General features: G+C 68.6%; 24 protein-coding genes and 1 tRNA gene. 16 read left to right on the top strand and 9 right to left on the bottom strand.

Going from position 1 to position 23300, the window contains the following annotated elements; genetic code table 11:
- The first annotated feature begins 4 nt into the window (after positions 1 to 4).
- The 9 genes from FHY04_RS00955 to FHY04_RS00915 all read left to right on the top strand — a co-directional run bounded on the left by FHY04_RS00955 (position 5) and on the right by FHY04_RS00915 (position 7467).
- Positions 5 to 1120 carry a CDP-alcohol phosphatidyltransferase family protein gene (locus FHY04_RS00955; protein ID WP_183935109.1) on the top strand — a complete coding sequence of 372 codons (1116 nt, stop codon included), beginning with the start codon at positions 5 to 7 and terminating at the stop codon, positions 1118 to 1120.
- Positions 1121 to 1193: 73 nt separating this feature from the next.
- Entirely contained in the window at positions 1194 to 2522 is a 1329-nt protein-coding gene (locus tag FHY04_RS00950; RefSeq protein ID WP_183935108.1) for a lipopolysaccharide biosynthesis protein, read from the top strand.
- 95 nt (positions 2523 to 2617) lie between these two features.
- Entirely contained in the window at positions 2618 to 3082 is a 465-nt protein-coding gene (locus FHY04_RS00945; RefSeq protein ID WP_042467124.1) for a DUF2141 domain-containing protein, read from the top strand.
- Positions 3083 to 3148: 66 nt separating this feature from the next.
- Entirely contained in the window at positions 3149 to 4186 is a 1038-nt protein-coding gene (locus FHY04_RS00940) for a diacylglycerol kinase family protein (protein ID WP_056405148.1), read from the top strand.
- Positions 4183 to 5076, top strand: coding sequence for a hypothetical protein (locus FHY04_RS00935; RefSeq protein WP_183935107.1), 894 nt, complete (start codon positions 4183 to 4185; stop codon positions 5074 to 5076). The genes FHY04_RS00940 and FHY04_RS00935 overlap by 4 nt, the downstream gene beginning before the upstream one ends.
- Positions 5073 to 5843: a nucleotidyltransferase family protein gene (locus tag FHY04_RS00930; protein WP_183935106.1), complete on the top strand. Its 771-nt coding sequence runs from the start codon at positions 5073 to 5075 to the stop codon at positions 5841 to 5843. The genes FHY04_RS00935 and FHY04_RS00930 overlap by 4 nt, the downstream gene beginning before the upstream one ends.
- Before the next feature lie 101 nt (positions 5844 to 5944).
- Positions 5945 to 6673: a 4-hydroxy-tetrahydrodipicolinate reductase gene (gene dapB, locus FHY04_RS00925; RefSeq protein ID WP_166747166.1), complete on the top strand. Its 729-nt coding sequence runs from the start codon at positions 5945 to 5947 to the stop codon at positions 6671 to 6673.
- 4 nt (positions 6674 to 6677) lie between these two features.
- Positions 6678 to 7367 carry an endonuclease III gene (nth, locus tag FHY04_RS00920; protein ID WP_183935105.1) on the top strand — a complete coding sequence of 230 codons (690 nt, stop codon included), beginning with the start codon at positions 6678 to 6680 and terminating at the stop codon, positions 7365 to 7367.
- Positions 7368 to 7390: 23 nt separating this feature from the next.
- Positions 7391 to 7467: transfer RNA gene (locus tag FHY04_RS00915), tRNA-Arg, on the top strand.
- A 30-nt stretch (positions 7468 to 7497) separates the two neighbouring features.
- Here the strand turns inward: FHY04_RS00915 and FHY04_RS00910 are convergent.
- Entirely contained in the window at positions 7498 to 8202 is a 705-nt protein-coding gene (locus FHY04_RS00910) for a dihydrofolate reductase family protein (RefSeq protein ID WP_183935104.1), read from the bottom strand.
- A 162-nt stretch (positions 8203 to 8364) separates the two neighbouring features.
- Here FHY04_RS00910 and FHY04_RS00905 point away from each other — a divergent pair, with 162 nt between their 5' ends.
- Together FHY04_RS00905 and FHY04_RS22855 are read left to right on the top strand one after the other, a co-directional pair.
- Positions 8365 to 9369: an SDR family oxidoreductase gene (locus FHY04_RS00905; protein ID WP_183935103.1), complete on the top strand. Its 1005-nt coding sequence runs from the start codon at positions 8365 to 8367 to the stop codon at positions 9367 to 9369.
- A gap of 144 nt (positions 9370 to 9513) precedes the next feature.
- On the top strand, positions 9514 to 10308 hold the full coding sequence (locus tag FHY04_RS22855; RefSeq protein ID WP_183935102.1) for a TIGR02281 family clan AA aspartic protease: 795 nt from the start codon (positions 9514 to 9516) through the stop codon (positions 10306 to 10308).
- Positions 10309 to 10363: 55 nt separating this feature from the next.
- Here the strand turns inward: FHY04_RS22855 and FHY04_RS00895 are convergent, their stop codons facing one another.
- The gene (locus FHY04_RS00895; RefSeq protein ID WP_183935101.1) at positions 10364 to 11203 is read right to left on the bottom strand and encodes a hydroxypyruvate isomerase family protein; all 840 of its coding nucleotides are present in this window, start codon (positions 11201 to 11203) and stop codon (positions 10364 to 10366) included.
- Between the two features lie 154 nt (positions 11204 to 11357).
- On the opposite strand from FHY04_RS00895, the gene FHY04_RS00890 reads away from it, so the two are divergent.
- Entirely contained in the window at positions 11358 to 11633 is a 276-nt protein-coding gene (locus tag FHY04_RS00890; RefSeq protein ID WP_243845694.1) for a hypothetical protein, read from the top strand.
- A 10-nt stretch (positions 11634 to 11643) separates the two neighbouring features.
- On the opposite strand, the gene FHY04_RS00885 is transcribed toward FHY04_RS00890, so the two are convergent.
- Together FHY04_RS00885 and FHY04_RS00880 are read right to left on the bottom strand one after the other, a co-directional pair.
- Entirely contained in the window at positions 11644 to 12171 is a 528-nt protein-coding gene (locus FHY04_RS00885; RefSeq protein WP_183935100.1) for a hypothetical protein, read from the bottom strand.
- A gap of 97 nt (positions 12172 to 12268) precedes the next feature.
- Positions 12269 to 12529 (bottom strand): hypothetical protein, encoded by a 261-nt coding sequence (locus FHY04_RS00880; protein ID WP_183935099.1) that lies wholly within the window; start codon positions 12527 to 12529, stop codon positions 12269 to 12271.
- A gap of 244 nt (positions 12530 to 12773) precedes the next feature.
- Between FHY04_RS00880 and FHY04_RS00875 the strand changes: the two genes are divergently transcribed.
- Both FHY04_RS00875 and FHY04_RS00870 read left to right on the top strand, forming a co-directional pair.
- Positions 12774 to 13892 (top strand): fatty acid desaturase, encoded by a 1119-nt coding sequence (locus FHY04_RS00875; protein WP_183935098.1) that lies wholly within the window; start codon positions 12774 to 12776, stop codon positions 13890 to 13892.
- Between the two features lie 77 nt (positions 13893 to 13969).
- Positions 13970 to 14284, top strand: a complete 315-nt coding sequence (locus FHY04_RS00870; RefSeq protein ID WP_183935097.1) for a hypothetical protein — start codon at positions 13970 to 13972, stop codon at positions 14282 to 14284.
- Between the two features lie 177 nt (positions 14285 to 14461).
- Here FHY04_RS00870 and FHY04_RS00865 read toward each other — a convergent pair whose 3' ends face one another.
- The 5 genes from FHY04_RS00865 to FHY04_RS00850 form a co-directional block, all read right to left on the bottom strand.
- Complete coding sequence (locus tag FHY04_RS00865; RefSeq protein ID WP_183935096.1) at positions 14462 to 15553, bottom strand: acyl-CoA dehydrogenase family protein; 1092 nt, start codon at positions 15551 to 15553, stop codon at positions 14462 to 14464.
- A 4-nt stretch (positions 15554 to 15557) separates the two neighbouring features.
- Positions 15558 to 16766 carry an acyl-CoA dehydrogenase family protein gene (locus tag FHY04_RS00860; protein ID WP_183935433.1) on the bottom strand — a complete coding sequence of 403 codons (1209 nt, stop codon included), beginning with the start codon at positions 16764 to 16766 and terminating at the stop codon, positions 15558 to 15560.
- Positions 16767 to 16934: 168 nt separating this feature from the next.
- Entirely contained in the window at positions 16935 to 18131 is a 1197-nt protein-coding gene (locus tag FHY04_RS00855; protein ID WP_260171292.1) for an alginate export family protein, read from the bottom strand.
- A 111-nt stretch (positions 18132 to 18242) separates the two neighbouring features.
- Positions 18243 to 18488 (bottom strand): hypothetical protein, encoded by a 246-nt coding sequence (locus tag FHY04_RS22370; protein WP_260171257.1) that lies wholly within the window; start codon positions 18486 to 18488, stop codon positions 18243 to 18245.
- 52 nt (positions 18489 to 18540) lie between these two features.
- The gene (locus FHY04_RS00850) at positions 18541 to 19887 is read right to left on the bottom strand and encodes a dicarboxylate/amino acid:cation symporter (protein WP_260171256.1); all 1347 of its coding nucleotides are present in this window, start codon (positions 19885 to 19887) and stop codon (positions 18541 to 18543) included.
- A gap of 206 nt (positions 19888 to 20093) precedes the next feature.
- On the opposite strand from FHY04_RS00850, the gene FHY04_RS00845 reads away from it, so the two are divergent.
- Both FHY04_RS00845 and FHY04_RS00840 read left to right on the top strand, forming a co-directional pair.
- Positions 20094 to 21878, top strand: coding sequence for an ATP-binding protein (locus FHY04_RS00845; protein WP_221211584.1), 1785 nt, complete (start codon positions 20094 to 20096; stop codon positions 21876 to 21878).
- On the top strand, positions 21875 to 23200 hold the full coding sequence (locus FHY04_RS00840; protein ID WP_056409201.1) for a sigma-54 dependent transcriptional regulator: 1326 nt from the start codon (positions 21875 to 21877) through the stop codon (positions 23198 to 23200). The genes FHY04_RS00845 and FHY04_RS00840 overlap by 4 nt, the downstream gene beginning before the upstream one ends.
- The last annotated feature ends 100 nt before the right edge of the window (positions 23201 to 23300 follow it).

Raw genomic sequence — 23300 nt, 5'->3', positions numbered from 1 at the left:
GCGGATGCAAGACATGCCAGCACTCGTGCCCCTGGGCGACAATCCGACCCTGCTCTGGGGGATGCGCAACGACGAGCGGTTGCGGCGGATCGGCGTGGCGCAGGGCTTTGCCGGCAGCGACGCGGCGGACGGCCCGGCGATCCTCGCCAACATGGCGTTCGCGTTCGACCCGGTCTGGACCGCGCATCTGAAGACGCGCCCCGGCACCGTGATGACGCGCGCGGGCGTTCCCGTGCTGGCGCATGTCCGGACCACCGAGGAGCGCGCGCGGGTCGCCGCGGCGATGCAGGCGGACGCAACCCTCGACGCCGCCAGCGGGCTGACGCTCATCGGCGCCGAGTCGGACGAGGGGATCCTCAACGAGGCGCTGCGCAAGCGCGAAAAGCCCTTTGCCGAGCGGCTCGTCCCCGCCGCGGTCCCCGCGATCGAGCGGGCGAGCTATGTCGGCGCGTACAAGGGCGTCACCGACCTGCTGACCAAATATCTCTGGCCCGAATGGGCGCTGGCGATCACCCGGGTCTGCGCGCGCGCGGGGATCACGCCGAACCAGGTCACCGCGATGGGATCGGTACTGTGCATCGTCGCGACGATCGCCTTCTGGTATGGCTGGTTCTGGACGGGGCTCGCCACCGGCCTCGTCTTCATGGTGCTCGACACCGTCGACGGAAAGCTCGCGCGATGCACGATCACCGCGTCGAAGCTCGGCAATGCATGGGATCACGGCGTCGACCTGGTCCATCCGCCCTTCTGGTGGTGGGCCTGGGCCGCGGGCTGCGCGCCCTATGGCCGGCCGCTCGACGATGCGACCTTCTGGGCGGTGATCGGCACGATGCTGTTCGGCTATGTCGCGCAGCGGCTGATCGAGGGCGCGTTCATCGTCCGGTTCGGGATGCACATCCATGTCTGGGAACGGTTCGACAGCTGGTTCCGGCTGATCACCGCGCGGCGCAACCCGAACATGGTGATCCTGTTCGCGGGGCTGGTCGTGACGCGGCCCGACTGGGGGATCATCGGCGTGGCGGCGTGGACCGCGATCTCGCTGGTCGTCCATCTCGTCCGGCTGTTCCAGGCGATGGCACGGCGCGCGAAGGGCGGCGCGATCACCAGCTGGCTCGCCTGACCGCGCCACACGCCCCGACCCGCCAGCCGCGACTTGCCGCACCGCACCGCGCGCTTTAGGGGCCGCAGGGCGCATGACCCAGGCCCCCGCCCCTTCCCCCACGACCAAGGATTTCGGTGGCGTGCTGCGTTCGGCGGCGCGCAACCTGGGCTGGCTGCTCGCGAGCCGCAGCGTACTGGCGATCCTGTCGCTCTTCTATCTCGGCTTTGCGACGCGGACATTGGGGGTCGTCGATTTCGGCCGGTTCGCGCTGATCACCGGCGCGGTCCAGGCGCTGACGACGTTCGTCGGCTTCCAGACGTGGCAGATCATCGTCCAGTACGGCGTCCAGCCGCTCCATGACGGCGACAGCCCGCGGCTCGCGCGGCTGTTCCGGCTGGCGGCGCGGCTCGACCTGTCGAGCGCGATCCTCGGCGCGCTGCTGACGATCGGCATCCTGCAGGTCTGGGCGAACGCGTTCGGCATCCCGCGCGACCTGATGCACTACACGCTCGTCTTCGCGGTGATCCAGCTGCTGACGATCCGCTCGACCCCGCTCGGCATCCTGCGGCTGCGCGACAAATTCTCGCTCTCCGCACTCGCCGACAGCATGACGCCGGTGATCCGCTTCGTCGGCGCAGGCGCGGCGATGCTGTTCGACCCGACGATCCGCGGCTTCATGATCGCCTGGGCCGCGGCCGAGCTGGTCACCGCGGCGACCTACTGGATCATGGTGTGGCGGAGCGGCGACTTCGCACTGATGCTGGGCGGGCGCAGCGGCTGGCGCGCGCTGGTCGCGGAGAATCCCGGCGTGGTGAAGTTCGCGCTGAGCACCAATGCCAGCGCGACGCTCGGCCTGTCGAGCAAGCAGATCCCGCTGCTGCTGGTCGGTGCGTCGATCGGCCCGGCCGCGGCGGGCGCGTTCCGGCTGGCGGCGCAGGTCGCGCAGGCGCTCGCCAAATTGTCGCAGCTCCTGTCGCGCGCCGCCTTCCCCGAGATCGTCCGCGCGGTGCGGACCGCGGCGCCCGAGCGGCTCCGCTACATCCTGGTGCGGACGATGCTGGCGAGCAGCGCGGCGGCGCTCGCGATCCTCGCGGTCGTCGCGCTGATCGGCGAGCCGATGCTCAAACTGGTCGGCGGTAAGTCGTTCGGCAGCGCCTATCCGGTGCTGCTCTGGCTCGCCGCGGCGGGGTGCTTCGACCTCGCGACCGTCAGCCTCGACACCGTGCTGACCGCGGTCAACCGCGCGGGCACGGTGTTCGCGATCCGCGTCGTCGGCGTCGTCCTGCTGTTCATCGGCGCGTTCGCGCTGATGCCGCTCTATGGTTCGTCCGGAGTGGCGATGGGCGTCGCGATCGGCTCGGTCGCGGTCGCGATCCTGCTCGGCTTTGCTGCGGCGAATCTGACGCGCAGCCGTCCCTGAGGGCGGCACGCCCCGCCGCGGTCGATAAAGCGCGGGTTCACAGAGCCGACGTCATTGGCCTCCAAATTGCCGTTATGCGATTGCAAGGGTCCCCCATGACGAATCTGCCTCTCCTGCTCGCGCTCGCCGCGGGTGCAACGCTCGCCTCGACGTCCGCGGCTGCTGCGGAGACGTGTGTCGGCACGCCCGGCAACGGCGCGGCCAAGCTCGTGCTCGAGGCGACCACGCTGCACAATGCGGTCGGCGAGGTCGCGTTCACCGTCTATCCCGACGACAAGGGACGGTTCCTGTCCAAGGGCGGCAAGCTGGCGCGCGCGCGCGTGCCCGCCGCGCAGCCGCATGCCTGTTTCTGGCTGAAGCCCGGCTATTACGCGATCGCGCAATATCATGACGAGAACAGCGACCATGATTTCAACCGCACGCTGTTCCTCCCCAAGGAGGGGTTTGGATTTTCGAACGACGCCCCCACATCGGTCGGCCTGCCCTCCTTCGCGTCGGCGCGGGTGGCGTTGCCGGCCGGGGGGACGGTCGTGCGGATGAAGATGCGGTATCGGCGCTAGCGTCGATCAAGGGCAGACGTGCCATAAAAATGTAGCGATACTAGCCTGCGACAGGTAGCCAAGAGTGTGAGCGACGCCGTTTCCAATTTCCAGGCCTTTGATGGCGTGCCGTTTCCAGCGGCCAGACGCGGCGCGGCACCGGACGTGACCGCGCGCAGTGCTGCGTCGCAGATCCGCACCGGGATCATCTGCAACCCCAAGAGCCACCGCAATCGCAGCAGCGTCGAGGCGACGCGGCCGTTCGTGTCGGGCACGGTGCTCGCGGTCACGCCGCGGACCCAGGCCGAGCTGGCCGAGGTGCTGACCGATTTCGCGCAGCACGGGATCGAGCTGCTGGTGATCGACGGCGGCGACGGCACGATCCGCGACGTGCTGACCGCGGCGGCGACGGTGTGGACGGGCGCGATGCCGCGCGTCGCGATCGTGCCCTCAGGCAAGACCAATGCGCTCGCACTCGATCTCGGCATTCCCGATCACTGGACGCTCGACCAGGCGCTCGCCGCGGCGCGCGACGGCGCGAGCATCGTCCGTCGCCCGGTCGAGGTCGAACGCGCCGGTACCGGCCAGAAACTCCGCGGCTTCCTGTTCGGCGCGGGCGCGTTCGTCGAGGCGACCGGGCTGGCCCAGCGCGCGCACCGCGCGGGCGCGTTCAAGGGCTTCGCGGTCGGCGTCGCGCTGAGCTGGGCGATCGTCCAGACCTTGTTCGGTCGCGCATCGGGCATGTGGCGCGCCGGCAACCGGATGCACGTCCGCTACGATGCCGCCGCCGATGCCGGCCGGGTCGCGGATACCGACACGCATCGCTACATCCTGCTCGCCTCGACGCTGACGCGGATGCCGCTGGGCGTCCAGCCGTTCGGCGCGGCGCGCGACGGGCTGAAGACGCTGCTCGTCGATGCGCCGCCGCGCTGGCTCGCCGCCGCCGCACCGCTGATCGTCGCGGGGTCGCCCGCCAAATGGCTCGACCGGGCGGGCTATCACCGGATCGACACGCCCGCGCTCGACGTGACGATGGAGGCGGGCTTCATCCTCGACGGCGAAGTCTATCCGGGCGGCGCGCTGACGATCCGCCAGGCGGCGCCGATCAGCTTCGTCGTTCCGTGAGCGCGACGCTCGGCGCGCTCGTCCGCGACCAGCTCGCCACCCCGGTGATCCCCGCGGTGCGGCACGTCGCCGAGGCGCTCGCGGCGACACCCGGCGCGGTCGGCATCCTGTTCTACGGCTCGAACCTGCGGACCGGCGCGACCGAGGGGGTGCTCGACTTCTACGTACTGACCGCGGGCGCGCCCGAACGCGGCATCTGGCCGACCGTCAGCTACCGCGAGTTCGACGAGGCGGGCGAGACGCTGCGCGCGAAGATCGCGACGATGCGGCTGTCGACCTTCGCCAAAGCGGCGGACGCGGGGACGCTCGACACGACGATCTGGACGCGCTTCGTCCAGCCTTGTGCGCTGGTCTGGTCGCGCGACGAGGCGACGACCGCGCGGATCGCCGAGGCGATCGCCGCCGCCGCACGCTCCGCCGCGCGGTTCGCCGCCGCGCTCGGCCCCGAGACGGGCACCTCGCGCGACTATTGGCGGGCGCTGTTCCGCCAGACCTATGCCGCCGAATTCCGCGTCGAAAAGGGCGGGCGCGAGGATCAGATCATCGGCTTCGACCCCGACCGCTATGACCGGCTGCTCCCGCTCGCCTGGGCGGCGGACGGGATCGCGGTGACCGCCGAGGGCGCGGCGTTGCGCCCTGCCCTGCCGCCGGCACGCCGCGCCGCGGTGCTGCGCGCGTGGCGGCTGCGACGGCGCGCGGGCAAGCCGATCAACATCGCCCGGCTGATGCGCGCCGCCTTCACCTTCGACGGCGCCGCGCGTTACGGCGCGTGGAAGATCGAGCGGCATACCGGGATCGCCGTGCCGCTGTCGCCCTGGGCCGAGCGGCATCCGATCCTTGCCGCGCCCGGCGTCCTGTGGCGCGTCTGGCGCGCGCGGCAGGCGGCATGACGGACGCCGTGCCTACCCCGTTCAACGCGCTGATCCTCGCCGGGTCGCGCGGCGGCGTCGATCCGCTCGCGGCCTATGCGGGCGTCGCGCACAAGGCGCTGATCCTGCTCGAGGGACGGACCTTGCTCGCGCGGGTCGCGGACGCACTGCGACAGGCGGGCGCGGGCGTGATCGCGGTATCGGTATCGGACGCCGCGGTGCGCGATCATGCGGTCGCGCTGGGGCTGCGGGTGCTCGACGCCGCGAGTGGCCCCAGTCTCAGTGTCGGCGACGGGATCGCCGCCCTCGGCACCCCGCTGCTCGTCACCACCGCGGATCATGCGCTGCTCCGCCCCGAATGGATCACGCGGTTCCAGGCCGACATTCCTGCCGACGCCGATGTCGCGGTGCTGCTCGCGCGCCGCGACGTGGTCGAGGCGGCGGCGCCGGGGACGCGACGCACCTATCTCCGCTTCGCCGATGGCGGATGGTCGGGGTGCAACCTGTTCCGCTTCGCTACCCCCAGGTCGATCGCCGCGATCGATCTGTGGCGGCAGGTCGAGGCGGATCGCAAGCGGCCGTGGCGGATCGTCCGCCGGCTCGGCCCGGGGCTGTTGCTGCGCTATGCGCTGGGCCGGCTGACGCTCAGCGATGCGATCGCGCATCTCGGGCGCAAGGCGGGGCTGGTCGCGGCAGCGGTCGCGACGCCGTACGGGCTGGCCGCGGTCGATGTCGACAAGCCCGCCGATCTCGACCTCGTCCGGTCGCTCCCGTCCGTCCCGCGATAACGCTATCGCGCGGATTTGGGGTCTATTCGCGACCCCCCGCTTCGTGCGAAAGCGCGCGCATGATTGCACCGACCTCGCCTCCGTCCGCCCCCCGGGCCCGCATGACCGCGATCGGCATTTATGGCAGCGCCGGCCGGATGGGCCGCGCGATCACCGACGCGATCGAGAGCGCGGGCGCGACGCTCGCGGGCGGCGTCGATGCCGGCGACGACCCCAGCCCGCTCGCGGCGGCCGCCGACGTGCTGGTCGACTTCTCGACCCCCTCGGCAATCGAGGCGCATCTCGCCGCCGCGCGCGCCGCGGGCACCGCGCTCGTCATCGGCACGACCGGCCTGACCCCGCAGCACCAGTCGCTGATCGACGCGGCGGCTGCCGATATCGCGATCCTCCAGACCGGCAACACCTCGCTCGGCGTCACGCTGCTCGGCATCCTGGTACGCGAGGCCGCGGCCCGGCTCGGCCCCGACTGGGACGTCGAGATCGTCGAGATGCATCACCGCCACAAGGTCGACGCGCCGTCGGGCACAGCGCTGCTGCTTGGCGAGGCCGCTGCACGCGGGCGCGATTCGACGCTCGCCGAACTGCGCGTCGACAGTCGCGCCGGGCTGGTCGGCGCGCGCAGCGAGGGGACGATCGGTTTCGCGTCGCTGCGCGGCGGATCGGTGATCGGCGACCACAGCGTGATCTTCGCCGGCGAAGGCGAGCGGATCGAGCTCAACCACCGTGGCGACGATCGCAGCATCTTCGCCCGCGGTGCGGTGCGTGCGGCGCTCTGGCTCGCCGACCAGCCCGCCGGCCGCTACCGGATGGGCGACGTGCTGGGGCTGTGAGCCAGTGAAGAAGGCCGACGTCGTCGACTTCTATGCGCGGCTCGCCGAGGCCGATCCGCATCCCGAGACCGAGCTCGAATTCGTCAATCCCTACACGCTCGTCGTCGCGGTCGCGCTGTCCGCGCAGGCGACCGACATCGGCGTCAACAAGGCGACGCGCGCACTCTTCCGCATCGCCGACACGCCGCAGGCGATGCTCGCGCTCGGGCTGGACGCGCTGAAGGAGCACATCAAGACGATCGGCCTGTACAACACCAAGGCCAAGAACGTCATCGCGCTGTCGCAGATGCTCGTCGACGAATATGACGGCGTCGTCCCGAACGACCGCGCCGCGCTCGAACGGCTGCCCGGCGTCGGCCGCAAGACCGCCAATGTCGTGCTCAACGTCGCGTTCGGCGCGGAGACCTTCGCGGTCGACACGCACATCTTCCGCGTCGGCAACCGCACCGGCCTCGCGCGTGGCAAGACCCCGCTCGCGGTCGAGCTGAAGCTCGACGCGGCGACGCCGCAGCCCTTCCGCCTCCACGCGCATCACTGGCTGATCCTGCACGGCCGCTATGTCTGCAAGGCGCGCACCCCCGAATGCTGGCGCTGCCTCGTCGCGGACCTGTGCGCGTTCAAGCCCAAGACCCCGCCGCCCAAGGTCGCCGCCAAGATCGGCACGACCAAGAAAATGGCTGGCGCACCCGACTAGGCTTTGCTACGCGCACGCCTCAGGCACCCGTAGCTCAGCTGGATAGAGCGCTGCCCTCCGAAGGCAGAGGCCACTGGTTCGAATCCAGTCGGGTGCACCAATTCCGTTCCGCTATGTACGCCGACTGCGCTTAGCCGACCGCCTCCACCCGGTACCGCAAATTGACCGCCCCGGCGGCCAGGTGTTCGCATCCGAGCAGTGACAGCGTCACCTTGCCCTTCAGGCCGTCGCCCGCCGCGACGATCCGCTCCGCATCGGTGCCGCCGTCGAGTGCGGGTGCGATGACGAGGTTGAGTTCGTCGACCAGACCGGCGGCGAGGAACGAGCCGTTGATGCCGGCGCCGCCTTCGAGCAGCAATGTTTCGATGCCGAGTTCGCGCCGCAACGTTGTTAGCGCACCGGCGAGGTCGATCTCGTCGCTATCCGACACGAGGTAGGACACGCCATTGGCGGCGAGCTCCGCGAGATGGGCGTCGGTCACCCCGCGTCCGAGCAGCACGACGGCAGGGTCGCCGCCGATGTCGGGCCCGGCGAAGCGGATCTTGCCGGCGCGATCGAGCGTGATCGCGAAGGACGCGGCATCGTGCGCCTGGAACAGCGACGGTCGCGCGGGCGCGTCCGCCGTCGTCGACGCACGCGGCTCTCCCTTCGCCATCTCCGCCATGGTGACGCGTCCGACGATCCAGCCATCGGCATCGAGGCGCTCGTGCAGCGACTCATAGGCGCGCGTCCACGCCTTGGCGGTGCCATCCGGGCTGTCGGTGTAGCGGCTGGGATGCAGGCCACCATCGACCGACGCGGTCATGAGGCAGATGATGCGGGGACGGTCGGTCATGGCAGAATACTCGCGGGTGCAGATCGGGGATGAACGCCGCTCGGCATCCGCGGTTTCCGCGGTGTCGGACCGGATGACCGCGCCGATGGAACGGTCCGCGCGCCGGTTCGTCGAGCAGGGACCAGCCCGCCGGCGACCCCGACCACCGACAAGGATCCGATCATGAGCAAGGGTGAAACCTCCCGCCGCAGCATCCTGAGCAGCGCTGCCATCGGCCTTGCAGCGGCGGCCGCGCCGGGCATGGCGCGGGCCCAGTCGACCGAGCCCTCCGCCACCGGGCCCGCCCCCAGCCTGCGCGACCCGCGCAATGCGTACACCCGCACCCCCTTCCCCGAGCAGCGTCAGGCCTGGCCCGCGCTCGCCAGCAAGATGACCCCCCGCCCCGATCATGGCGAGCAGAGCTATCGCGGCAGCGGCAAGCTGGTCGGTCGCAAGGCGCTGCTCACCGGTGGCGACAGCGGGATCGGGCGCGCCGCCGCAATCGCCTTTGCGCGCGAGGGCTCGGACGTCGCGATCAACTATTATCCCAGCGAGGAGCCGGACGCGCGCGAGGTCGCCGAGCTGATCCGGCAGGCGGGGCGCAAGGCGGTGCTGCTGCCCGCCGACATCCGCACGCAAAAGGCCTGCGAGGACACGGTCAAAAAAGCGATCGCGCAGCTCGGCGGTCTCGATATCCTGGTCAACAATGCCGCCTATCAGCAGTCCAAGGCGGACATCATGGAGATCAGCGACGAACAGTTCGTCCGTACCTACGAAACCAACGTGTTCCACGTCTTCCGCTTTTCGAAGGCCGCGATCCCAGCGATGCCGCCGGGTTCGGTGATCATCAACACGATCTCGCAGAACGCCTATGATCCGAATGACGACCTGATCGACTATGCCTCGACCAAGGCGGCGATCCAGAACCTGACGCGCGGCATGGCCAAGCAGCTCGCCAAGAAGGGCATCCGCGTCAACGCCGTGTCGCCCGGCCCGATCTGGACACCGCTCCAGGTCGCCGGCGGGCAGCTGCCGGGCAAGATGCACGAATTCGGCCAGGACACGCCGCTCGGCCGCGCGGGACAGCCGTCCGAACTCGCGATATTGTTCGTCGCGCTGGCGTCCGGCGAGGCGAGCTATTCGACCGGGACCGCGGTCGGCGCGCATGGCGGTGCGGGCTTCCCCTGATCCCCGGCCGCGCCCGCGTCGCCAAGCGCCATGGACATCGACCGCAGCGCGTCCTGCCGCGCTAACCAACTGTAAACACAATGCGGCTAGGGTTCTGTTGATCCTCCGGGACGGATGTCCGTGGACGAGGAAAAGAGGACTGCCGTGGGCATCAGAGCAACCGTCCGCGCAGGGGCACTCGCGATCGCGCTGGCGTCCGCGCTGACCGCTACCGCTGCCGCCGCGCAGGTCCGCGTAGCGATCGGTGGGCAGATCCAGGATGTCCCGGCGAACACCGTGCGCACCGTCACCACGATCAATGGTCGTACCCGCATCGTCGACACCGCCTGGCGCGGCGGCACGGCGACGCCGGGCATGGCGGTGATCACCACGACCGAGACGACCGACGAGGACGACGAGGGGCACATATTGTCGCGCACCGTCGTCACTTGCATCGAGCCGCAGCGGACGTTGGTCGCCGCGGTGAGCTATGCACCGCCACCCGCCCCCCGCATCGAGATCGACCCCGCCGACCTCGACGAGCCCGTGACCTTCGGGCAGCCGCATGTCCTGCGGATCAATCGCGATCCCTGGGGCGGGCATTTCGTCGCGGCGATGATGGTCAACGGCGTCCGCATCCGTGCGATCGTCGACACCGGCGCGGCCTACACCATCCTGTCGGCGGCCGATGCGCGTGCGACCGGTGCCGACCGTGCCGTGCAGCGCGAGGAAACCGCGATCGGCATCGGCGGCTATACCCGGCTCGGCGTCGCGCGTGTCGCCTCTGTCGAGATCGGCGGGCAGAGTCTGGGCCGGATGGCGATGCGCATCGGCCAGCGCGGCATGCCCTATACGCTGCTCGGCCAGCCCGAGATCGCACGGCTGGGACGCGTCACGATCGAGGACGGGGTGATGACGATCACGCCGCGCGCGCTGACGACGCAGCTCGCGATGCGCTGAGTCCGGGTACGCGCTGGCGCCGGCAGTTACGAAGCGTCGACCGTCCGGCTCCCGGTCACACGGTGCAGGTCCGGACCGCCTGGGCGAGCGCCGTCAGGGGATCGCCGACCGGCACGAATTCATGCGCGAAATAACCCTGGAATTTGAGATCGGCGACGCTGCGCGCCACCGCCTGCCAATCGACCTCCTGCGTGCCGTCGAGATTATGCCGCCCGGGAACCCCGCCGGTATGGAAATGACCGATCCACTGGATGTTCTTGCGGATCGTGTCGATCAGGTCGCCTTCCATGATCTGCATATGATAGATGTCGTAGAGCAGCTTCACGCGGGGCGACGCGACTTCCTTGGCGACCTGCACGCCCCAGGCGGTGTGGTCGGCCATGTAATCGGGGTGGTCGACCTTGCTGTTGAGCAATTCGACGCAGATCGTCACATCATGATCCTCGGCGATCCGCTTGAGACGGTTCAGCCCGGCGATGGCGTTGTCGGCGCCCTCCGCGTCGGACAGGCCCCGGCGATTGCCCGAAAAGGCGATCACATTGGGGACACCCGCCTTTGCGGCCTGCGGGATACCGATGCGGAACGCCCGTTCGATCGCCGCGTGGTTTTCCCGCCGGTTCAGACCATTGGGGATCGTCATGATGTCGGCAGCATAGCCCATCGTGCAACGCAGTCCGTGCCGGCGCGGCACCGCATATTCGGCGGGCTGCAGCAGATCGATGCCGTCGAGCCCTATGCGCGCTGCGGCGGCGCACAGCGCGTCGAGCGGCATGTCCTGATAGCACCAGCGGCTGACGGACTGCTTCAGCCGGCCACGCCGCGCGGGCGCCGCGGCGATCGCCGAGGTCGCGCACAGGGCAAGAGAAGAAGCGATGACAGTGCGCCGAGTAATCATGCCCGCACACTAGGCCAGACGGCCCTGCCGGCAAGCTGTATTGCACCCCGACGCCACGCGCCGCGATTGGCGTGCGACCAAGCCCTTGATCACGGGGAGATTTCGTGGTGGTCGGGGTACAAAGCGAACCTCGCTTGTCAGGGACCGGGGGCGCATGATGGAGATGCCAGCGATGTCCGACGATTATGCACGCGGACGGCGGGACGGGCTTCGTCTCGCACTCTCGATCCTGGCCGCTGAAGAGGCCAAATGGGAGGCGCTGCTCGGTGAGAGTTCCTCCTGGCGGACGAACGCAACGCGCGCGATCCGGCACAAGGCGTATCAGGTCGCGACCAAACGCGTGCAGACCGCGCTCAACCGCCTGTTGCCCAAGGCGGAAACCGCGTTGCCGGCCGAGATCGCATCGATGATCGATCAGGCCGGCTTATAAAGGAATCGTGTCAGCGGCGGTTGCCGTTGAACGCAGCCTTTTCGGCCTCGGTGGCGCGGCGCGGGGCGGATTCGAGCTGGGGCAGCCGCAAGGGCGGGCGTGACGGGTCGCGACGGGTGGTCGTGGCGTCGGTGCCTGCCGCGCGGCGCGGGGTCGGCGTCGCAGCGGCGGCGGGCGTCGCGGCCGGCGGTGCGTCCTGCAGCGCATAGGCCTTGGCTTCGACGGCCGAGAGACGGCCCTTGAGCAGGTCGATCTCGACCGTCTCGGGCGTGGTCTGCATCTCCGCGAGCGATTTTTCGAGCGCCTCGATGCGCTTTTCGGCAATCGAGAGGCGGACGGACTCTTCGGTCCGGGCAATATCCTGCGCGACGCGTTGCGTCTCGGTGCGCCTGAAATCGGCATCACGCCGCGCCATCGGGTCGCGGCTATCCGTATCGGCGCCACCGCGCGCCCAGCGTGGCGGATCGCAGGCCGACAATGCCAGGGGCAGTGCGAGCGACGGGACGATCAGGGCGCAGCATCGGACGATACGGGTCATGTCCCAGCCCTACACGTCGCGGCCTTGAAACGTCTATCGCCCGATACCGGGCGACAGAGGTTGCGGGGGCGACGCGACCGCCGCCCCCGCGCTTAACTCAGTTGCTGTCCGAGTTGTCGTCGTCATTTTCCTTGTCGATGACGAGATATGCGACGCCGGCGATCACGCCTGCGCCGATGACCAGCGGTGCGATGCTGTCCGCTGCAACCTTGCTCGAGCGCTTGGTGGCGGTGCCGGCGCGAGCCGACGACGCGACCGACAGCGACTGTGCGGCGTTGCCGGTGACAGGTGCTGCGCTCGCCGCGACGGGGAGGGCAGTCATGGCAAGCGCGGCTGCGCCAAGGAGCAATGTCTTCATAAAATTCGCTTTCTCGAAAATGAGCCCGGTTGGGAACCACCGCCCTAACGATTGCGCCAGTAAAGTGTTCCTAATTCAGATCAACGATGCAGGCGGGTCTTCACGGCCCCGCATGTCCGTCGCGACGGCGACGCGCAATCGGTCGCGGCCCGACCGGGTGGTTGATTCCGGTCGTCCCATCACCATTTTTCAGCCTGAATTCTTCTGTATCGACGACGATACGTCACCCGAAAATGGTATGATCATGGCAACCGCATTCGTCACGCCCGACCCCCTCGCTGCGACCCTGTCGCGGGCCTCGGCCGCGCTGGCGCGCCCGAAGGCGGCGCAGGCGGGACGCGAGGATATCGCGATGATCAAGGCCGCGGCGTCGCTGACGCGCGACCTGCATGCGGCGCGCCCGATCGTCTACTGGACCGATCTGATCGCGTCGGCGGGCCTCGGCTATGCGGGCATGGCGGTGGCGATCGTCGCGACGCCGGTCTGGGCCAAGCTGCTCGGCGCGGTCGTCGCAGTGCTCGCCCTGTACCGCGCGCTCAGCTTCATCCACGAACTGTCGCACATGAAGCCGAACGCCGTGCGGGGCTTTACCGCGGGGTGGAACGTTCTGTTCGGCGTACCGGTGATGATGCCGTCGCTGATGTATGAGGGCGTCCATACGCTGCATCACGCCAAGACTCGTTACGGCACGAACCGCGATCCGGAATATATGCCGCTCGCCCGCGGGCCGGCGGCGACGCTCGCGATCTTCGTGCTGGTGTCCGCGCTGCTGCCGATCGGCCTGATCCTGCGCTACGGCGTGCTCGCGCCGCTGTCGCTGCTGTCGCCCAAGCTGCGCGAGATCGTCGTCACGCGCTATTCCGCGCTCGCGATCAACCCGCAGTTCCGCCGCAAGCCGCCCGAGGGCGCCGCGCTGCGGAGCTGGAGGATCTGGGAGACCGCGGCGAGCATCTGGGCGATCAGCTTCGTCGTGCTGACCGCGACCGGCGTGTTCCCGCTTGCCGCCTCGCTCACCTTCCTCGCCATCGTCTCGGCGATCGCGGTGCTCAACCAGGTCCGCACGCTGGTCGCGCATCTGTGGGAGAATGAGGGCGATGCGATGAGCATCACCGACCAGTATCTCGACAGCGTCAACGTGCCGCCGCCGGGCCTGCTTGCCGAGATCTGGGCACCGGTGGGCCTGCGCTATCACGCGCTGCACCATCTGCTGCCGGGGCTGCCCTATCATGCGCTGCCCGAGGCGCATCGCCGCCTGACAGGCGAACTTGGTGACGGGTCGTCCTATCACCATGCCAATTATTCGACGCTGTCGGGGCTGATCGTCAATCTGGTCAAGGCCTGCCGCAAGGCGGTGCGCGGCTGATCACGCCGGTATCGTTTCGCCGATCATCACGGTAAGCCCCCGCCCGGGCAGCACCCTGCCCGCGGCGGAGGCTCTACGTGTTACCCAAACTCTACCATCAGTGGATCGACTGGGTCGGCGACGGCACCGGCCTTCCCGACACCATCCTGCATATCCATGCGGGCATGGCGCTTCTGATGATCGCACGGCTGATCACGCGGCGCTCGTTCGGCACCTTCATCCCCTGGACCGTGGTCGCGGCGGGCGAGGCGTTCAACGAGATCATGGACCGGCTGAACTACGGGTCGTGGCGCTGGGACGACACGCTGATCGATATCGCGAACACGATGTTCTGGCCGACGGTGATCTGCCTCGGTGTCCGCTTGCGGCCGATCATCGCGCGGCGCGGCTAACGCCGGACGCCCTGCCGTCGCTCCCTCTGCCCGTTCGTCCCGAGTAGCTGCTGAGCGAAGCCGAAGCGGCGTATCGAAGGACAGGTTGGCGGATGAAACCTGTGCTTCGATACGAGCCCTCGATACGCCCCTTCGGGGCTACTCGTTCTCTACTCAGCACGAACGGATGGGTGGTTCTCAGGCGGCCCTGGCGAGGTTGATATAGCGCTGGAGGTGATGATCCTCGTCGCCGAGCTGGTGGTCGATCATCACCAGCCGCTTGGCATAATGCGACACCGCATATTCCCAGGTCATGCCGATCCCGCCGTGGAGCTGGATCGATTCCTCCGCGACCAGCGCGCCCGTCCGGCCGATCGTGTATTTCGCCGCCGCCAGTGCGCGGGCGCGCGCGGTCGCATCGTCGCCGTCGAACGCCGCCGCCGCGTTGATCACCGCGGACTGCGCCTGTTCGATCTCGAGCAGCACGGTCGCCATGCGGTGCTGGAGCGCCTGGAACTTGCCGATCGGCACGCCGAACTGCTTGCGGTCGCGCAGATAGCCGAGCGTCGCGTCCTTGACGAACGCCATCGCGCCGAGCGCCTCGGCGGACAGCGCGAGCAGCCCCGCCTCGATCGCCGCGTCGACCACCGCACGCCCCTGCCCGTCCGTGCCGATCCGGGCGTCAGGGCCGAGCGCGACGCCGTCGAACGTCACCTCGCCCGCGCCGCCGCCCTCGACGACGCTGTAGCGCCGGACCGACACCCCGGCGGCATCGGCGGGGACGAGCAGGACGAGCGGATCGCCCGGCTGTTCGACGCTGACGACGAAGACCGACGCGGCGCCTGCCTGGTGCACCACCGCCTTCGTGCCGCTGATCGTCCAGCCGTCGCCGTCGGGCGTCGCGGTCACGGGCGCTTGCGCATCCTCGTGCGCGAAGGCGGCGATCGTCTCGCCCGAGACGATTCTTGCCAGCACCGCGTCGTGCCCGCCCGCCGCGGCGAGCGCGCGGCCGGCCATTAGCGCGCCGAGGAACGGCTCGACCACCAGCGCCCGGCCGAGCGCCTCGAACACCACCATGATGTCGAACCCGCTGCCACCGAATCCGCCCGCGGCCTCGTCGAACAGCGCCGAGACGATGCCGAGTTCGGTCAGTTGCTGCCAGACCGCGGGGTCATAGCCCGCGTCGCCATAGGCACCCGCGTTGCGCGTCTCGATCGGATAGCCGTCGCGGAGTGCCCGGACGAGCGTGTCGGCCAGCATCCGGCGGTCATCGCTATGCTCGAAGTTCATATGCTCAGAGACCCAATATGGCTTTGGAGATGATGTTCTTCTGGATCTCGTTGGATCCGCCGAAGATCGACAGCTTGCGGTTGTTGAAATAGCTCGGCGACGCGGTCGCCGCATCGTCGGGCCCGACCGGCTCGCCATTCCACCCCGCCTCGAGCGCCTCGGGGATATAGGGCGCGGCATAGGCGCCATAGGCGCGCCGCGTCAGCGCGGTGATCTCCTGGCGGATCTCGGTCCCCTTGATCTTGAGCATCGAGCTTTCCGCGCCCGGCGCACCGCCGCCCGCCACCGCCGCGACGACGCGCAGGTTGGTGGTCTGCATGTTGGCGAGGTCGATCTCGACCCGCGCCATCCGCGCCGCGAACAGCGGATCCTCGGCGAGCGGCCGGCCATTCTTCGTCTGCGTCCGCGCGACCGTCTTCAGCTGCTCGAACGACGCGATCGAGAAGCCGACCCCGGCGATGTTGGTCCGCTCATAGGTCAGCAGATATTTGGCGTAGGTCCAGCCGTCATTCTCGGTACCGACGAGATTCTCGACCGGCACCTCGACATCGGTGAAGAACACCTCGTTCACCTCCTGCTCGCCGTCGATCAGCGTGATCGGGCGGACCTCGATGCCGGGCGTCTTCATGTCGATCAGCAGGAAGCTGATCCCCTCCTGCTTCTTGGCGGCGGGATCGGTGCGGACGAGGCAGAAGATCATGTCGGCATGCTGGCCGAGCGTCGTCCAGGTCTTCTGCCCGTTGACGACATAGACCTCGCGGCCATCCCGCGTCTCGCGCACCGCGGTGGTCTTGAGCCCCGCGAGATCGGAGCCGGCGCCGGGCTCCGAATAGCCCTGGCACCACCAGTCGGAGCCGTCGAGGATGCGCGGCAGCCAGTGGCGCTTCTGCTCTTCCGACCCGTATTTGATCAGCACCGGCCCCAGCATGTTGACGCCGAACGGCACGACGCGCGGCGCGTGCGCGAGCGCGGATTCATTGTCGAAGATGAAGCGCTGGATCACGCTCCAGCCCGGCCCGCCCCATTCGCGCGGCCAGTGATTGGCAAGCCAGCCCCGCGCGTTGAGGATCGCGTGCCATTCCTCCATGTCGGCCTTGCGCAGCCGGCGGCCCTCGCGGACCAGCGTCGAGAGACGCGCGGGGAGTTTTTCGCGGAAGAAGTCGCGCACCTCCTCGCGAAAGGCCTCTTCGTCGGGTGTGAAGCTCAGATCCATGACCATGTGACTCCTGATGATGGAGTCCATGTGCCACAGTCGATCACGAAATTGAAGGACCGGTATGGTCGGGAGGACGGAAAATACGGGTGGGTGCGACGCAGGTTAATCCTGACGGTATCGCGTGCCGTCACGATCCTCCCCCGCCCGGGGGGAGGATCGAGGTCATCAGAAGCGGTAGCTGAGCCAGCCGGCGAGGAAGTCCGAGTTCTTGTACCCGGCGCGGGTCAGGGACGACCCGGCGATCAGATGCTCGTAACGGCCGGTGAAGGACAGCCGCGACGAGATCGGATAGACCGCCTGGAAGCGGATCGTGTCGGCGATCTTGCTGCCCGACACGTTCTGCGTGCCGGCAAAGGCGCTGCCATTGGCGCGGTACACCGCGTCATTCTGCGAATCGCGCCACGACAGCTGATATTCCGCGGTCAGACGCAGCTTGTCGAGCACGGTGAAGCTGACGTTCGGCGCGACCGCGATCAGGTTGGTCGGCGTCGCGAACAACTGATAGCTGTAATAGATGTTGTTGCCGAACGGTGCGAGCGCGGTGCGCAGCGTGCCGTTCCCGTAGGCACCACCGCCGCTGGCATAGTCTGCATGGAAGCCGACGCGCGGTGCGTTGCGCCCCTTGCCCAGCTTGTAGGTCTGCGCGAGCAGGATCAGCCACGCCTTGATCGAGCGGTTGTCATAGCTGCCACCCTGATAATTGACGGTCCAGTCGAGATTGACCGGTCCGGCATCGCCCCAGAAATGCAGGCCGTAGAAATTGCGGACCTCGCGCGCATTGTCTGTGCCCCAGACCGCGTTGCGGTTGCGCAGCCGCCAGAGGAACGGATCGAGATAGAGCTTCGACCCGCCGAACAGCGTGTCGGGCAGGACGACGCCGGTCGAGATGCCCGAGAAGCGCCGCGCGCTTTCCGCATCGTCGTCGCGCGTGCCCTGCGTGCCGTAGGCGGTCGGCTTGAAGTCGAACACGTCGGCGCGCACGCCCGCGGTCCGCGCCCAGGCGCGAAAGCCGTTGAACCCGAAGTACAGCGTGTTGTTGTCGCGCGGCACGACCATCAGGTTCGGGCCGTCGGCAAAGGTCTGGCGACCATAGCGGACCCCGACATCGACATCGGCGACCGTCCCGGTCAGGTCGACGAACGCCTGCTGCACCGCGAGCTTGTTGCGCAGGTTCGGCAGCACGTTGCCGAGATTTTCACCCTCGAGCGTCCCGTGCGCGACTTCGCCGTAGAAGCGCAGATGCTCGCCGACATGCAGGTCCGCGCCGCCGAACAGGCGAAGGATGTCCTGCCGCTGCGCTTCGCTGTCACGCAGATTGGGGTTGGTGGTGTGGTTGACGCGCAACCGCGCCTCGCCCGACAGCGTCAGGTAGACGTCGCCGTCGCCCGCGATCGAGATGAATTTCAGCTGGTCGATGATGTCCTTGCGCTTGGCCGGGTCGCGCAGTTTCGACCAGTCCTCCGCCCAGCGTGACTAGTTGTAGCCGCCCGCGGTGACGCCGTCGCCGACCGCGGCATTGGGATAGCTCTCGGCGATCGGCGAGGCCGCGCTGGTGCCGGCCGCGTCCTTGGACACGGGACCGAGCCGTTCGCGCGCCTTGGGCGGTGCGCTCTCGGGAGCGGCCTGTTGCGGCGCGGCCTGGGCGAGCGCCATTGCGGGAAGGGTCGCGACGGCAAAGCCGGCCGCATGGCGCACGCGGCGCATCATCATCGAGGTCATAAAAGCTATCCGGTACTGGTCGCGGGGCCGGCCAACGCCGGCCCCGTCGGGATCATGCGGCAGGAGCGGCGGCGGTCGTGATCGGCGCCGGTGCGAGTTCGGGCAGCTGGCCCGACAGCGCCGCGTTCAGCTTGTCGCGGTCGAGCGCACCTTCCCAGCGGGCGACGACGATCGTCGCGACCGCGTTGCCGATGAAGTTGGTCAGGCTGCGGCACTCGCTCATGAAGCGGTCGACGCCAAGGATCAGCGCCATGCCCGCGATCGGCACGGTCGGCACGATCGACAGCGTGGCCGCCAGCGTGATGAAGCCCGCACCGGTGACGCCCGCGGCGCCCTTGGACGAGATCATCGCGACGACGAGCAGCAGCAGTTCCTGGCCCAGCGTCAGGTCGGTGTTCGTCGCCTGTGCGATGAACAGCGCGGCCAGCGTCATGTAGATGTTGGTGCCGTCGAGGTTGAACGAATAGCCGGTCGGCACGACCAGCCCGACGACCGACTTCTCGCAGCCCGCAGCCTCCATCTTCTGGATCAGGTTCGGAAGCGCGGCTTCCGACGACGAGGTGCCGAGCACCAGCAGCAATTCGGCCTTCAGATACTTGATCAGCTTGAAGATCGAGAAGCCCGTGAGGCGTGCGACGGTGCCGAGGATGACGACGACGAACAGCGCCGCGGTCAGGTAGAAGGTCGCGACCAGCGCGCCGAGATTGGCGAGGCTGCCGATCCCGTATTTGCCGATCGTGAACGCGATCGCGCCGAACGCACCGAGCGGGGCGGCGCGCATCAGGATGCCGACCAGCTTGAAGACGATCAGGCTGAGACGCTCGAGGAAGTTGAGCACGGGCTTGGCAGGCTCGCCGACCAGGCTCAGCGAGATGCCGAACAGGATCGCGATCAGCAGGATCTGCAGGATGTTGCCGTCGGTGAACGCGCTGACCATCGTGTCCGGGATGATGCTCATCAGGAACCCGGTGATCGTCGTCTCATGCGCCTTGACCGTATAGTCGGCGATGCCCTTGGTATCGAGCGAGGCGGCGTCGATGTTCATCCCCGCGCCCGGCTGGACGACATTGGCGACGATCAGACCGACGATCAGTGCGAGCGTCGAGAAGAACAGGAAATAGGCGAACGCCTTGCCCGCGACGCGACCGACCGCGCCCAGTTCCTTCATCCCGGCGATACCGGTGACGAGCGTCAGGAAGATCACCGGGGCGATGATCATCTTCACCAGCTTGATGAACGCGTCGCCGAGCGGCTTCAGCGCCGCGCCGTACGTCGGATAGAAATGCCCGAGCGCTGCACCCAGCGCGATCGCGATCAGCACCTGGATATAGAGCTGGCTGGTCCAGCCTTTGCGTGCCGGCGTTTCCGCGACCGCATATGTCTGGGATGGTAGGGTCAACATCGCCTCCTGAAAGTCTCGTCCACTCACGCGGGACGTTAGTGAGGGCGGTAATGCCGGGCCGGACCCCGGACTACAAGTGATCACGTCAAGTGCGTCAAACCCTTGGATTCGCGTGAGTTTGCTCCGTACCGATGTTTCGAATGTGCGGATAATGCACATTTTTGCCGATGGCGTCACACGAATGTGTGTGATAATCCGCACAGATGAGACGGACTCGATCCTCGCTGGTGACCACCGCGTTGGCGGTGCTGATGGCGTTCGCCGCGCTCGGCGTGATCGTCTCGGTGGTCGCCTCCGTCTATGGCCGGCGGACGGTGGCGGATGCGACTGCCGCGGTCCGGCTGCGGGCGATGCAACAGACGCGCAGCAACCTGCGGCTGCTCGAGGCGGAACTGCAGACCTACCGCCTGCTCCCCGTCATGCTCGGCGAATATACCGATGTCCGCGCGGCCCTCGCGTCGGGCACGGTCGATCCGGCGCTCAACGCCAAGCTCGCACTGCTCGCCGCGCGCACCGGTGCACCGGTCATCTATGCGCTCGATACGCAGGGGATGACGATCGCCGCGTCGAATGCGGACCGCCCCGACAGCTTTCTCGGGCATGATTATCGCTACCGCGACTATTTCACCAAGGCGATGGCCTCGGGCGCGACCGAGTTCTTCGCGCTGGGCAGTGTCAGCGGACGCCCCGGCCTCTATCTCTCGCGTCGGATCGACCGCGCGGGACGGCCGCTTGGCGTCGTCGTCGTCAAGGTCGAGTTCGACCGCATCGCGCAGGCCTGGATCCAGGATCACATGGCGACCTTCGTCGTCGATGCGGACGGCGTGATCCTGATCTCCAGCGATCCGCGACTCGAATTCCACACGACACGCGCGCTGTCTCCTGCACGGCGTCGGACACTCGCGCAGACGCGGCAGTTCGGCACGCTGCCGCTGCTCCGCGCACCGCTGACGCTGGCGGACGACCGGTCGCGCCTCGGCGACGGGACGCCTGCGGTGACGGTGTCGCTGCCCGTGCCGATCGCGGGCTGGCATCTGGTCCATATGGAGCCGCTCGACGCCGCGCTGCGGAGTGCGGCGGTGCGGACGCGCTCGGCGACGACGATCGCCGCGCTGGCGACGATCGCGGCGATGCTCGGCGCGTGGTGGCTTCACCAGCGCCGCAAGCGCAACGCGGGCGCGCGCGCCGAACTCGAGGCCGAGGTCGCACGCCGCACCGCCGAGCTCAGCGCCACCGCCGACCGGCTGCAGATCGAGGTCGAACAGCGCGAGGCCGCCGACCAGCGCTTCCGCCAGGCGCGCGAGGAGCTCGCCCATGCCAACCGCGTCGGCTCGATCGGCACGATCACCGCGAGCGTCGCGCATGAGATCAACCAGCCTGTTGCCGCGATCCGCACCTTTGCCGACAATGCCGCCGCATTCCTCGCGCGCGACGAACCCGCGCGCGCCGCGACCAATCTGCAGGCGATCGTCGATCTGACCAGCCGGATCGGCACGATCACCGCGGGGCTGCGCCGCTATGCCAGGCGTGGCGCGGGCTCGATCGGCCCGGTCGCGCTCGACGCGGCGATCGACGGCGTCCGCCTGCTGATCGGCGACCGCTTCCGCGCCAAGGGCGTGACGCTCGACCTGCCGAGCGGGCCCGAGGCGCGGCTGACCGTCATCGCCGGCCGCGTCCGCCTCGAACAGGTGCTCGTCAACCTGCTCCAGAACGCGCTCGACGCGGTCGCCGAACGGCCCGATGCGCGCGTCGACGTCACCGTCGGGCGCAAGGGCCGCGACGTCGTGCTGACCGTCGCCGACAACGGCCCCGGCATCGATCCCGGCATCGCCGACGACCTGTTCACACCGTTCGCGACCAGCAAGACCGACGGCCTTGGCCTCGGGCTTGGCATCGCGCGCGACATAATGACCGAGTTCGGCGGCACGCTCGACCTCGTCCCTGCTCCACGAGGCGCCGTCTTCCGCATGATCCTGGTAAAAGCATGAGCGAGCAGAGCGTCCTGCTCGTCGACGACGACGACGTGCTGCGCGGTGCGCTCGAACAGTCGTTCGAACTCGCCGGCATCGCGGTGATCGCCGAGCGCGACCCGACTGTCGCACTCGCGCGGATCGATGCGGGGTTCGACGGCGCCGTGGTGTCCGACATCCGCATGCCCAAGATGGACGGGCTGGAGCTGTTCCGCCGCATCGCCGCGATCGACCACGAGATCCCGGTGTTGCTGATGACCGGCCATGGCGACGTCGCGATGGCGGTCGCCGCCCTCAAGAACGGCGCGTTCGATTTCATCCCCAAGCCGTTTGCGACCGATCACCTGATCGCGGGCGCCCGGCGTGCGCTCGAGATGCGCCGCCTCGTCCTCGACAATCGCCGGCTGCGCGCCGCCGCCGAGGAGACGATCGGCGCCGAACCGCTGATCGGCGAGACCCCGGTGATGGTCCGGCTGCGCGAGACGATGCGCCAGATCGCGCAGGCCGATATCGACGTGCTGGTCGAGGGCGAGACCGGGACCGGCAAGGAACTCGTCGCGGTGCTGCTCCACCGCTGGAGCAACCGCCGGTCGCGGCCGTTCGTCGCGGTCAACTGCGCCGCACTGCCCGAGGCGGTCGCGGAGATCGAGCTGTTCGGCCATGACGGCGATTCGCGCTTGCCCCGCACCGGCCGGATCGAGGCGTCGAACCGCGGCACGCTGTTCCTCGACGAGATCGAGAGCACCTTGCCCGCGGTCCAGGCCAAATTGCTGCGCGTGCTCGAGGAGCGCGAGGTCATGCCGGTCGGCGGCGACCTGCCGCGTGCGCTCGACCTGCGCGTGATCGCCGCGGCGAAACCCGGGCTCGACCAGGCGGTCGAGGATGGCCGGTTCCGCGCCGAACTGCTGTTCCGGCTCGACGCGGTGCGGCTGCGCATCCCGCCGCTGCGCGAACGGCGCGACGACGTGCCCTTGCTGTTCGGGCATCTGCTGCACCAGGCCGCCGAGCGGTTCGGGCGCGAGGTGCCGACGATCGACACCGCGACGCTCGCCTATCTCGGCCAGCATGACTGGCCGGGCAATGTCCGCGAGCTCGACAATCTGGCGAAGCGGCTGGTGCTGCGCGTCGAGGCGGATGCCCCCGCGGACGAGGATGGCGACCTGCCGCTCCCCGCGCGTGTCGACAAGTTCGAGGAAGCTACGATCCGCGCGACGTTGCACCAGGTCAGCGGCGACGTCCGCTCCGCGCTCGCCGCGCTCGGCATCCCGCGCAAGACCTTCTACGACAAGCTGAAACGCCACGAGATCGACGTCGAGGCCTATCGCCCGACCAAGGGGTGACGCCCCCAACCCCGTTCGCCCTGAGCGAAGTCGAAGGGCAGGCCGCGCGCGCAGGTGCTTCGACTTCGCTCAGCACGAACGGACGGGGGTTCGGTACGCG

This window comes from Sphingomonas sp. BK481 (assembly GCF_014194875.1).
GTDB lineage: Bacteria > Pseudomonadota > Alphaproteobacteria > Sphingomonadales > Sphingomonadaceae > Sphingomonas > Sphingomonas aerolata.
This window is presented reverse-complemented; position numbering and strand designations above follow the sequence as displayed.

Excerpts from the sequence above, each read along its gene's own strand:
- FHY04_RS00955 (WP_183935109.1), top strand. The coding sequence starts at position 5 with ATGCAAGACATGCCAGCACTCGTGCCCCTGGGCGACAATCCGACCCTG.
- FHY04_RS00950 (WP_183935108.1), top strand. The coding sequence starts at position 1,194 with ATGACCCAGGCCCCCGCCCCTTCCCCCACGACCAAGGATTTCGGTGGC.
- FHY04_RS00945 (WP_042467124.1), top strand. The coding sequence starts at position 2,618 with ATGACGAATCTGCCTCTCCTGCTCGCGCTCGCCGCGGGTGCAACGCTC.
- FHY04_RS00930 (WP_183935106.1), top strand. The coding sequence starts at position 5,073 with ATGACGGACGCCGTGCCTACCCCGTTCAACGCGCTGATCCTCGCCGGG.
- dapB (WP_166747166.1), top strand. The coding sequence starts at position 5,945 with ATGACCGCGATCGGCATTTATGGCAGCGCCGGCCGGATGGGCCGCGCG.
- FHY04_RS00910 (WP_183935104.1), bottom strand. The coding sequence starts at position 8,202 with ATGACCGACCGTCCCCGCATCATCTGCCTCATGACCGCGTCGGTCGAT.
- FHY04_RS00905 (WP_183935103.1), top strand. The coding sequence starts at position 8,365 with ATGAGCAAGGGTGAAACCTCCCGCCGCAGCATCCTGAGCAGCGCTGCC.
- FHY04_RS00895 (WP_183935101.1), bottom strand. The coding sequence starts at position 11,203 with ATGATTACTCGGCGCACTGTCATCGCTTCTTCTCTTGCCCTGTGCGCG.
- FHY04_RS00890 (WP_243845694.1), top strand. The coding sequence starts at position 11,358 with ATGATGGAGATGCCAGCGATGTCCGACGATTATGCACGCGGACGGCGG.
- FHY04_RS00885 (WP_183935100.1), bottom strand. The coding sequence starts at position 12,171 with ATGACCCGTATCGTCCGATGCTGCGCCCTGATCGTCCCGTCGCTCGCA.
- FHY04_RS00880 (WP_183935099.1), bottom strand. The coding sequence starts at position 12,529 with ATGAAGACATTGCTCCTTGGCGCAGCCGCGCTTGCCATGACTGCCCTC.
- FHY04_RS00875 (WP_183935098.1), top strand. The coding sequence starts at position 12,774 with ATGGCAACCGCATTCGTCACGCCCGACCCCCTCGCTGCGACCCTGTCG.
- FHY04_RS00865 (WP_183935096.1), bottom strand. The coding sequence starts at position 15,553 with ATGAACTTCGAGCATAGCGATGACCGCCGGATGCTGGCCGACACGCTC.
- FHY04_RS00860 (WP_183935433.1), bottom strand. The coding sequence starts at position 16,766 with ATGGATCTGAGCTTCACACCCGACGAAGAGGCCTTTCGCGAGGAGGTG.
- FHY04_RS22370 (WP_260171257.1), bottom strand. The coding sequence starts at position 18,488 with ATGACCTCGATGATGATGCGCCGCGTGCGCCATGCGGCCGGCTTTGCC.
- FHY04_RS00845 (WP_221211584.1), top strand. The coding sequence starts at position 20,094 with ATGAGACGGACTCGATCCTCGCTGGTGACCACCGCGTTGGCGGTGCTG.
- FHY04_RS00840 (WP_056409201.1), top strand. The coding sequence starts at position 21,875 with ATGAGCGAGCAGAGCGTCCTGCTCGTCGACGACGACGACGTGCTGCGC.